Consider the following 8,420-nt stretch of genomic DNA (forward strand, 5'->3'; position numbering starts at 1 on the left):
CAGGGAGCCTACGATGACAGCAGCGAAGACCAACTCAACGGCGAAACCGGCGAAGATATTCGCCCCCGACTCGGTGCAGACCCTTCAGGAGTTCGAACGGGACGCGCTGCGGGTCGCCGCCGTGATCCGCGACCACGGCGTCGGACCCGGCGACCGGGTCATGCTGAAGGCCGGCAACTCCGCCGCGTACCTGTCGGTGCTGTTCGCCCTCATGCACATCGGCGCCTCCATCGTGCTGGTCGACCAGCAGGAGCGCGCCGAGGAGACCCGCCGCATCGCGCTGCGCACCGGCGTGAAGGTCACGTTCGTCGACGACGACGCGCCCGTCGACGCCGAGGCCGACCCGGTGCACCTCTACCAGCTCCTGGTGCCGGCCGCCGGGGCCCTCGACGGCGCCGACCGCCTCTCCTTCGACACCTGGGGCCGGCTGCCCGACGGGCTGATCATGTGGACCTCCGGCTCCACCGGCTCCCCCAAGGGCGTCGTCAAGTCCGGCGGGAAGTTCCTGCGCAACCTGGAGCGCAACGCCGCCCAGGTCGGCCACCGCGAGGGCGACGTGCTCATGCCGCTGCTGCCCTTCGCCCACCAGTACGGCCTGTCGATGGTGCTGATCGCCTGGCTGACCCGCTGCTCCCTGGTGATCGCCCCCTACCGGCGGCTCGACCACGCGCTGCGCATGGCCGGGCAGACCGGTGCCACCGTCATCGACGCCACCCCCTCCAGCTACCGCAGCATGCTCAACCTGGTGACCCGCAAGCCCGCCCTGCGCGCCCACCTGGAGTCGGCGCGCATGTTCTGCGTCGGCGCCGCCCCGCTGGACGCCCCCCTGGTGGCCCGCTACGAGGCCGAGTTCGGCATGCCGCTGCTGGACAGCTACGGCAGCACCGAACTCGGCAACATCGCCTTCGCCACGCTGGACAACCCGGTCGCCTGCGGGCGGGCCATGGAGGGCATCGGGGTCAGGGTCGTCGACGAGGAGGGCCGCCCGGTGCCCGCCGGGGAGGCCGGCGAGATCGAGGTCGACACCCCCGACGGCCTGGAGGGCCTCATCGCCGAGGACGGCACCGTGCAGCCCGCGCCGTCCGGCTGGCAGCCCACCGGCGACCTCGGCCGGCTCGACGAGCACGGCAACCTGTTCGTGCTGGGCCGCAAGCTCGCGGTGCACCGCAACGGCTACACCCTCTACCCGGAAGTGATCGAGCGGAAGGCGGAGGCCGCCCAGTGCCCGGTGCGGATCGTGCCGCTGCCGGACGAACGGCGCGGAACGCAGCTGGTGTTCTTCGTCGAGGACGAGCAGGAGCGCGACGCGGCCCACTGGCGCGAGGTGTTCAACGGCCTGCTGCCCGCCTTCGAACAGCCCAACCGGGTCGTCGTCCTCGACCGCTTCCCGCTCAACCGCAACGGCAAGCCCGACAAGCGCGCCCTGGAGTCGCTCGCCCGGCAGTGACGGGCGGACACGCGAAGGGGGTTGGCGACCCGGACCCGGGTCGCCAACCCCCTTCGCTCTTCGCTCCGTCGCCTCTCAGACGTACGGCAGCTCCACTGGTGCCAGCGCGTCGAAGAGGTCCCCGGGGCCCGGGTTCTCCGGGTGGGTCGCGCCGCCCAGGTGACGCAGCACCCCCCACACCGCGTTCAGGGCCGTGGTCACCGCGCCCTCGGCGAAGCCGGCCGTCCACGACACGTCGTCCCCGCACAGGAAGAAGCCGCGCTGCTCCGGCTTCATCTCCGCCTGCACGAACTGGGTGAACAGCCGCCGCTGGTAGCGGTACTGGCCGGGCAGGTTGGACTTGAACGCGCCCATGAAATGCGGTTCCGTCTCCCAGGTGACCGTGATCGGCTCGCTGACGATGTGCGAGCGTATGTCGGTGTCCGGGTAGATCTCCGCCAGCCGGGCCAGCAGCGCGTCCAGCCTCTCCGCGGGGGAGAGCGTGGCCACCTTCAGCGAGTCGTCGTTCCAGGTGTACGACAGGCACATCACCGCCGGCTGCCCCGGACCGTTCTCGAACAGGTAGACACCGCGCGGCAGCCGGTCGGTGAGCGTCATGCCCATCACGTCCCCGCCAGTCTCCGGGTCGGCGTCCCGCCAGAAGGGCCGGTCCACCAGCACGAACAGCTTCGACGCCCCCATGTAGTGGGTGCGCTCGACGGCCGTCCAGTGGTCGGCCGGCAGCAGCACCGGATCGCACTCGACGCGGTGCAGCAGCGTCCACACGTGCGGGCTGTAGACGACCGCCGGGTACTCGCGCACCCGGCCGGAGGCGTCCCGCACCGCGATGCCGTCCATCGTGCGGCGCAGCCCGGCGACCCCCGGACGCGGCGAGCCGCCGTGCAGGGAGGCCAGCGACGTGCCCGTCGGCCAGTGCGCCGGGTCCGCGGGAGCGTGGTTCCACAGGCCCAGCGGCACCTGCTGGGCGCCGCCGCCGATCAGCACGTGGTTGTCGTCCGCCTCGGTGTAGACCACCCGCAGGATCTCCAGGAAGGAGTTCGGGAAGTCCGTGTCCCAGCCGCCCGAGCCGAACCCGACCTGGCCGAACGTCTCGCGGTGGCGGAACGACTGGAACGCGGGGGTGGTCGCGAGGAAGCCGTAGAAGGACTGGTCGTCGAACTCGGCGACCAGCCTGTTCCACACGGCCTTCAGGGTCTCCACGTCCCGCCGCTGGATCGCGTCCCGCACGGTGGACAACTCGGCCCGCTCCTGCAGGGCCTTGGCCCAGGCGTCCGCCACCTCCTGGTAGAGGCCGGGCAGTTCCTCGGCCGTGCGGGCGCGGTGGCTGGCGCCGCCCAGGTGCACGACGGTGCTCGGGGTGCACGGCGCCAGCGGGTTGGGGAAGGGGCTGGTCGGCAGGCCCAGCATGCCGATGTAGTGGAACAGCGCGCGGGCCGACAGCGGGAAGCGCATCGCGCCCATCTCGGCCACCCAGCGCGGATCCTCCGGGAACGGCACCGACCGCATCCTGCCGCCCAGTTGACCCGTCTCGTACACCACGGGCCGCAGTCCGAGCCGCATCAGCTCGTACGCCGCCGTGACACCGGCCATGCCCCCGCCGACCACCGCGACCTCGGTGCCCCGCACCTCTTCGGGGAGGGCGCCGAGGCCGGCCGGGTGGCTGAGCCAGTCGTCGTAGGAGAAGGGGAAGTCCGGGACCAGCATGGTGGTCGGGCGCGGGCCGGCAGTCGTCATGACGGGAAACCTCTCGGCCGTGTCGGCGACGGGGCCGCAGAGTCGCGGAACGCCCCGGCGCCTTCACGCTAGGGAGGGGCATTCCGGGCGGACAACCCCTACCGACCCCGGACCGCGCCGCACGCCGGGGCTCAGGGTGCCGGCAGGACGATCGCCGTCACCAGCAGGCCGCGCGCGGCCGCCCAGCGGCCCTCGAAGGCGCCGACGTGCTGCCCCAGGGCGTTGCGCGCAGGGCGCAGGATCCGTGCGTGGAAGGCGCCGCCGGAGCCCTCCTTCCGGCCGTTCGCGGGGGCCGGCGCGAAGGTGATGTCCGCGTCCTCGAAGTCGAGTTCGGTGCGCATCATCGGGAACCACGCCTTGTAGACGCACTCCTTGGCGCTGAACAGCAGCCGGTCGCGGTGCACCCCGCCGCCCGACCCGGCGCGCGCCCAGGCGAGTTCGCGGGGCAGCGCGATGGACTCCAGCACTCCCTGGGGCAGGGGGCCGTCGGGTTCGGCGTCGATGCCCACGGTCGCCGCGTCCGACGCCCGCGCGAGGGCCGCGGCGCGGTAGCCGTCGCAGTGGGTCATGCTGCCCACCACACCGGCGGGCCACAGCGGGACGTTGCGCACCCCGGGCAGCACCGGCGCGGGCGGCACCCCGAGCCCGGCCATCGCCTTGCGGGCGCAGGCCCGCACCGTGGTGAACTCCCGCCGCCTGCGCTCCACCGCGTCGCCCAGCACCTCCCGCTCCCCGGGGAACAGGCCGTCCTCGCCGCCGTCCTCGCCGCAGTGCTCGGCGGCATCCTCGTACGCCTCCGCGCAGACCACCGCGCGCGGCACCAACTCCTCGATCACCGGCTCTCCTTGTGCTTCGCCGCGCTGCTGCCGCTCGCCGTCGTGCCGGGGTCGGGGGCGGGATGCGGCAGGATCTGCCGCAGCAGGCCGCGCGGATGGCCCCGGCGGCGCCACTCGCGCGGGTAGCCGATCGAGACCTCCTCGTGCCGCACCCCGTCGTGCCACGTCGTGCGGGGGATGTGCAGATGGCCGTAGACGACGGCCGCCGTCGGGAACCTGCGGGGCCAGTCGGCGGTGCGGACGGTGCCGCACCACTGCGCGAACTCCGGGTACCACAGCACCTCGGTGGGCTCGCGCACCAGCGGATAGTGGTTGACCAGCACCAGCGGCACCGACGGGTCGTGCGCCGCGAGCCGCCGCTCGGTCGCCTCCACCCGCGCCGCGCACCACGCCTCCCGGCTCGGATACGGGTCGGGGTGCAGCAGGTACTCGTCGCTGCACACCACCCCCGTCTCGTGGGCGCGGGCCAGCGACTCCTCCTTGGTGGAGGTGCCGGGCGCCAGGAACGAGTAGTCGTAGAGCAGGAACAGCGGGGCCACGGCCACCGGGCCGTCCACGCCCTCCCACACCGGGTAGTCGTCCTCGGGGGTCACCACGCCGAGGCCGCGGCACATCTCCACCAGATGGCGGTAGCGCCGCTCCCCGCGCAGCTGCACGGGGTCCTCGCGCGGCGTCCACAGCTCGTGGTTGCCCGGTGCCCACACCACCTTCGCGAACCGCCGCGACAGCAGCCGCAGCGCCCACTCGATGTCCGTGGTCAGCTCGCCCACGTCCCCGGCGACGATGAGCCAGTCCCCGTCCGAAGAGGGCCTGAGGGACTCGGTGATGGGCCGGTTGTCCGGCATGCCGATGTGCAGGTCGCTGACGGCGAGCAGCCGCCCGCCGCCGGGCGCGGGAGGGGTCGGCCCCGCCGGGGTCTCAGGCGCGGTGGGCCGTGCCGGGGTGTCAGGCGCTGTGGGCGACATCGCTGTCCAAACTGACCGGGAGGTCCTGGCGGTGACTGATGTTTATCTTGCGGTAGACCCGGGTGAGGTGCTGCTCGACCGTGCTGACCGTGATGAACAGCTTCGCGGCGATCTCCCGGTTGGTGTGGCCGTACACGGCCAGCGCGGCCACCCGGCGCTCGGCGTCGGTGAGGGAGGCCAGCGCGGCGGCGTCGGGCCGGCCCGTGCCCGCCTCCCGCGGGGCCGCGTCGCGGGAGGGCTCCGGCTGGAGCGTGCGGCACAGCTCCTCGGCGCCGCACGCCTCGGCCGTCCGCCACGCCTTGCGCACCAGTTGCCTGGCCTGGGTGAGATCGCCGAGCTCCCGGTGCGCGCGCCCCAGGTCGGCCTGCGCGCGGGCCGTCTCGTAGGTGTCGCCGGCCTTGCGCAGCGCGGTCAGCGCCTGCCCGAGCAGCCGGATCCGCTCCCAGGGCGGCCGGGTGGCGGCCAGGATCCGCAGCGCCGGCCCGCGCACCGCCCGCTGCCCGGGCCGCTCCAGCTGCTCCCTGGCCAGGGCCGCGGCTCTCGTCTCGTCGCCGAGCGCCAGCCAGGTCTCGGCGGCGCCCAGCCGCCACGGCGCCAGGCCCGCGGTGTCCATCCGCCAGGCCGTCATCCGCTCGCCGCAGGCCAGGAAGTCGGCGAGGGCCGCGTCGTGGCGGCCGGTGGCGAGCTGGTGGCGGCCGCGCGCGTACAGGTAGTGCACGCCGTACCGGGTGTCGAACATGGTGGCGGGCATCGGCGTCTCGAGCAGTTCGGCCGCGCGGTCGTGGTGGCCCATCGCGCTGCGTGCCTGCACCAGCGTGCCCAGCGGCATTCCCACGGCCACTCCCCAGCCGTGGGCCGGCAGGTGCTCCAGCGCCCGCTCGACGGACTCGGCCGCCTCGCCCAGCCGGCCGCGGCGCAGGGATATCTGGCCGCGCAGTGCGCCGAGCGCGGTGTGCCAACCGGCGAAGTCCTGGCCCTCCGTCCGGGACAGGAACCGGTCGCACCATCGGGACGCCTGCTTCAGCCGGTCCGCGTACACCAGCGCGAGCAGCGCCGTCCGCACCTGGTCGAAGCCCTGGTCGGTGGGGCGCGAGGCGCCCAGCAGCCAGTCCGCCTCTTCGGTCGTGGACTCGTCCCACTCCTCGTACAGCGCCGCCCTGAGCAGGCCGAACGCCCGGTACGACTCGCCGCCCGGGCCGCCCGGCGAAGGGCGGGCGGGGCCGTCCAGCCGGTCCAGCAGCTCCCGGATCGCGTCGACGGCGTCCGGGTAGGTGGTGGCGAGCATCATCTGCACGGTGCGCACCTGCGTGTCGAGCAGCGGGTCGGGGCGGTCCGACATCGCCTCGCCGACCTGGCGGATCAGCGCCGCCGCGTCGTCGGTGCGCCCGTTCCACAGCAGGCCCACCGCGAGGCGGAGGGTCTGGGCGGGGGAGAGCAGGCCGGCCATGGCGGGTCCGGTCAGCGACTGCATCCTCGGACCCGACGCCGAGGGCTTGAGCCGCCAGATCAGCTGGGCCAGGTCCGCCTTGATGGTGAGTCGTTCCTGCTCGTCGGCGGTGCAGCGCTCGGCCGTCTGGAGGCACTGTGCGGCGAGGGCGGTGTCGTCCTCGTGGGCCGCCTGCCGTGCCGCCTCCCGCAGCACCGCCACGGCCCACGCCTCGCGCGGCGCCGCGTCCTCGTGCCCGGTCAACTGGCGCGCGGTCTCGGCCGCCGGGGCCCCGCACCGGTGCAACTCCCGTGCTGCCAGGGCCCGCAGACGCCCGGCCTGCCTGGCGGGAACGTCCCGGAGTACGGCACTGAGTGCGGCCTCGTGCCGGAACGCGGCGCCGTCGAGGACGCCCGCCTCCGTGAGCGCGGCCAGGCACCGTTCCACGACCGGTTCCGTCAGCCCGGTGAGGGTGCGCACCAGCGGCAGCCGCCCGGCGCCGCCCAGCACCGCCACCGCCCGCGCGACCAGCACGCCCTCCGCGCCGTGGCGGTGCACGCAGGCGAGCGCGGCCTGTTGGAACATCTCACCGGCCTTGGGGACGGCGGCACTTCGGGTCCGGGCCGCTCCGTCCTCCAGCAGGGCGTGCACGAGGAGGGGGCTGCCGCCGGTCGCCGCGTGCCACGCGGGGGCGAGCCGGGCCGCGTGGGCGGCCCCGGACGTGTCCGACAGCAGCCCTTCGACGCCCGCCACCGACAGGGGCGCGAGCCGCACCTCGAGGGTCAGCGGCGGTTGCGGCAACTCCCTGAGGCTGGGGGTGAGTTCGCCGTCGCGCCCGCCGGTGGCGACGAGCAGGGAGACCCTCTCGGCGGGCAGGGCGCCCCAGGCGCGCACCAGGCACAGCAGGGACTCGGGGTCCGCGAACTGCGCGTCGTCCACGACGACCAGCACGGGTCCTGTGGACGCCGCCTCGGCCAGGCGGTCGTGGAACTCGCACGACACAAAGTCGTGCCCGCAGCCCCCCTCGGAGAGCACGGGCGCCCTGGACGCCGCCGTGTCCGGACCGAGTCCCTGGAGGAGCTGCTCCAGAACCGCGTAGGGGTAGGCCTGTTCGTAGGGCGAGGCGACCGCGCTCAGCACGCGCGCACCGCCGGCGACGACACGTTCCGTCACGCTCTGCAGCAGGGCGGTCTTCCCCGAGCCGACGGCGCCGGCGACGCGGCCGACCCGGCGCCGGCCACGTTCCCCGGTGGTGAGGAACCGGGTGAGTTCTTCCGTCTCCGCATCCCGTTCCAGCAACATCATCAATTCCTTCCCCGTTAATTCCGTGCAAAGAATTGAGACATCTCCCGGGCGGTCCGGCCGCGGGCTGCGGTACTACTGATCAGTAGAACGGCCGGTCGGCGCCGGGAGGCTATGTGCGGCGGGTCCGAAACGTCGTTTTTAAAAATGCTTACACCCCTGTGTGTCTTAACCCGGGCAAAGCGGATGGCCGCTGGTCGTCCGGGACTTCCCCGTGGACCCCTGGGGTGACGTCAGCAGCCGCAAAGCGCCGGTCAGTCGCGTTCGCGGGGTATCTCATGACGTCGGTCCGTGCCGCTGGGCGGGGTCCTCGAGGGCGACTCTAGCAACGACCGGCGCCGGGCAAGTAAATCCGCGGGGAGGTGAACGGCGCGTGGAGTAAGGCGGATCCGTGGAGGAGGCGTGAGGCGGATTAGGGGTCCGTGGCGAACGTTAGGGGGAGTTGCTGGTGGAACTCCGGCATTGTCGGCGCTTCAATCAACGCGACGCGGTACCGACAGGGCCGCGGACCACGATGTCGCCCGGCCGGACCCGAGCCGGGCCGGGGGTGGAGCCGGCGGATGACAACGACGACTGAGGCGACGGCGGACGCGCGTGGGCGCGTGGCCGAGTTGCACGGGATCCGTGCGCAGGCGGTGGCGGGTCCGAGTGAGAAGGCGACCGCGGCGCAGCACGCCAAGGGCAAGCTGACCGCGCGGGAGCGGATCGAG

At 73.5% G+C, this 8,420-nt stretch carries 5 protein-coding genes; 1 reads left to right on the top strand and 4 read right to left on the bottom strand.

Annotated features, from left to right (window positions below):
• Positions 1 to 13 precede the first annotated feature (13 nt).
• A complete protein-coding gene (locus tag IE217_RS33385) occupies positions 14 to 1,447 on the top strand; it encodes a class I adenylate-forming enzyme family protein (RefSeq protein ID WP_190181703.1) in 1,434 nt (477 codons plus the stop codon).
• A gap of 75 nt (positions 1,448 to 1,522) precedes the next feature.
• On the opposite strand, the gene IE217_RS33390 is transcribed toward IE217_RS33385, so the two are convergent.
• The 4 genes from IE217_RS33390 to IE217_RS33405 form a co-directional block, all read right to left on the bottom strand.
• A complete protein-coding gene (locus tag IE217_RS33390; RefSeq protein ID WP_190181704.1) occupies positions 1,523 to 3,181 on the bottom strand; it encodes a flavin monoamine oxidase family protein in 1,659 nt (552 codons plus the stop codon).
• Positions 3,182 to 3,312: 131 nt separating this feature from the next.
• Entirely contained in the window at positions 3,313 to 4,017 is a 705-nt protein-coding gene (locus tag IE217_RS33395; protein ID WP_190181705.1) for a 4'-phosphopantetheinyl transferase family protein, read from the bottom strand.
• Positions 4,014 to 4,982 (bottom strand): metallophosphoesterase family protein, encoded by a 969-nt coding sequence (locus tag IE217_RS33400; RefSeq protein WP_190181706.1) that lies wholly within the window; start codon positions 4,980 to 4,982, stop codon positions 4,014 to 4,016. The genes IE217_RS33395 and IE217_RS33400 overlap by 4 nt, the downstream gene beginning before the upstream one ends.
• On the bottom strand, positions 4,963 to 7,713 hold the full coding sequence (locus IE217_RS33405) for a helix-turn-helix transcriptional regulator (protein ID WP_190181707.1): 2,751 nt from the start codon (positions 7,711 to 7,713) through the stop codon (positions 4,963 to 4,965). Before IE217_RS33405 ends, IE217_RS33400 begins: the two co-directional genes overlap by 20 nt.
• Between the last annotated feature and the right edge of the window lie 707 nt (positions 7,714 to 8,420).

This window comes from Streptomyces naganishii JCM 4654 (assembly GCF_014650575.1).
In the GTDB taxonomy this organism is placed as follows: Bacteria; Actinomycetota; Actinomycetes; order Streptomycetales; family Streptomycetaceae; genus Streptomyces; species Streptomyces naganishii.

Bases quoted from the DNA above. Each gene is read 5' to 3' on its own strand.
- IE217_RS33385 (WP_190181703.1), top strand. From the start codon at position 14: ATGACAGCAGCGAAGACCAACTCAACGGCGAAACCGGCGAAGATATTC.
- IE217_RS33390 (WP_190181704.1), bottom strand. From the start codon at position 3,181: ATGACGACTGCCGGCCCGCGCCCGACCACCATGCTGGTCCCGGACTTC.
- IE217_RS33400 (WP_190181706.1), bottom strand. From the start codon at position 4,982: ATGTCGCCCACAGCGCCTGACACCCCGGCACGGCCCACCGCGCCTGAG.
- IE217_RS33405 (WP_190181707.1), bottom strand. From the start codon at position 7,713: ATGATGTTGCTGGAACGGGATGCGGAGACGGAAGAACTCACCCGGTTC.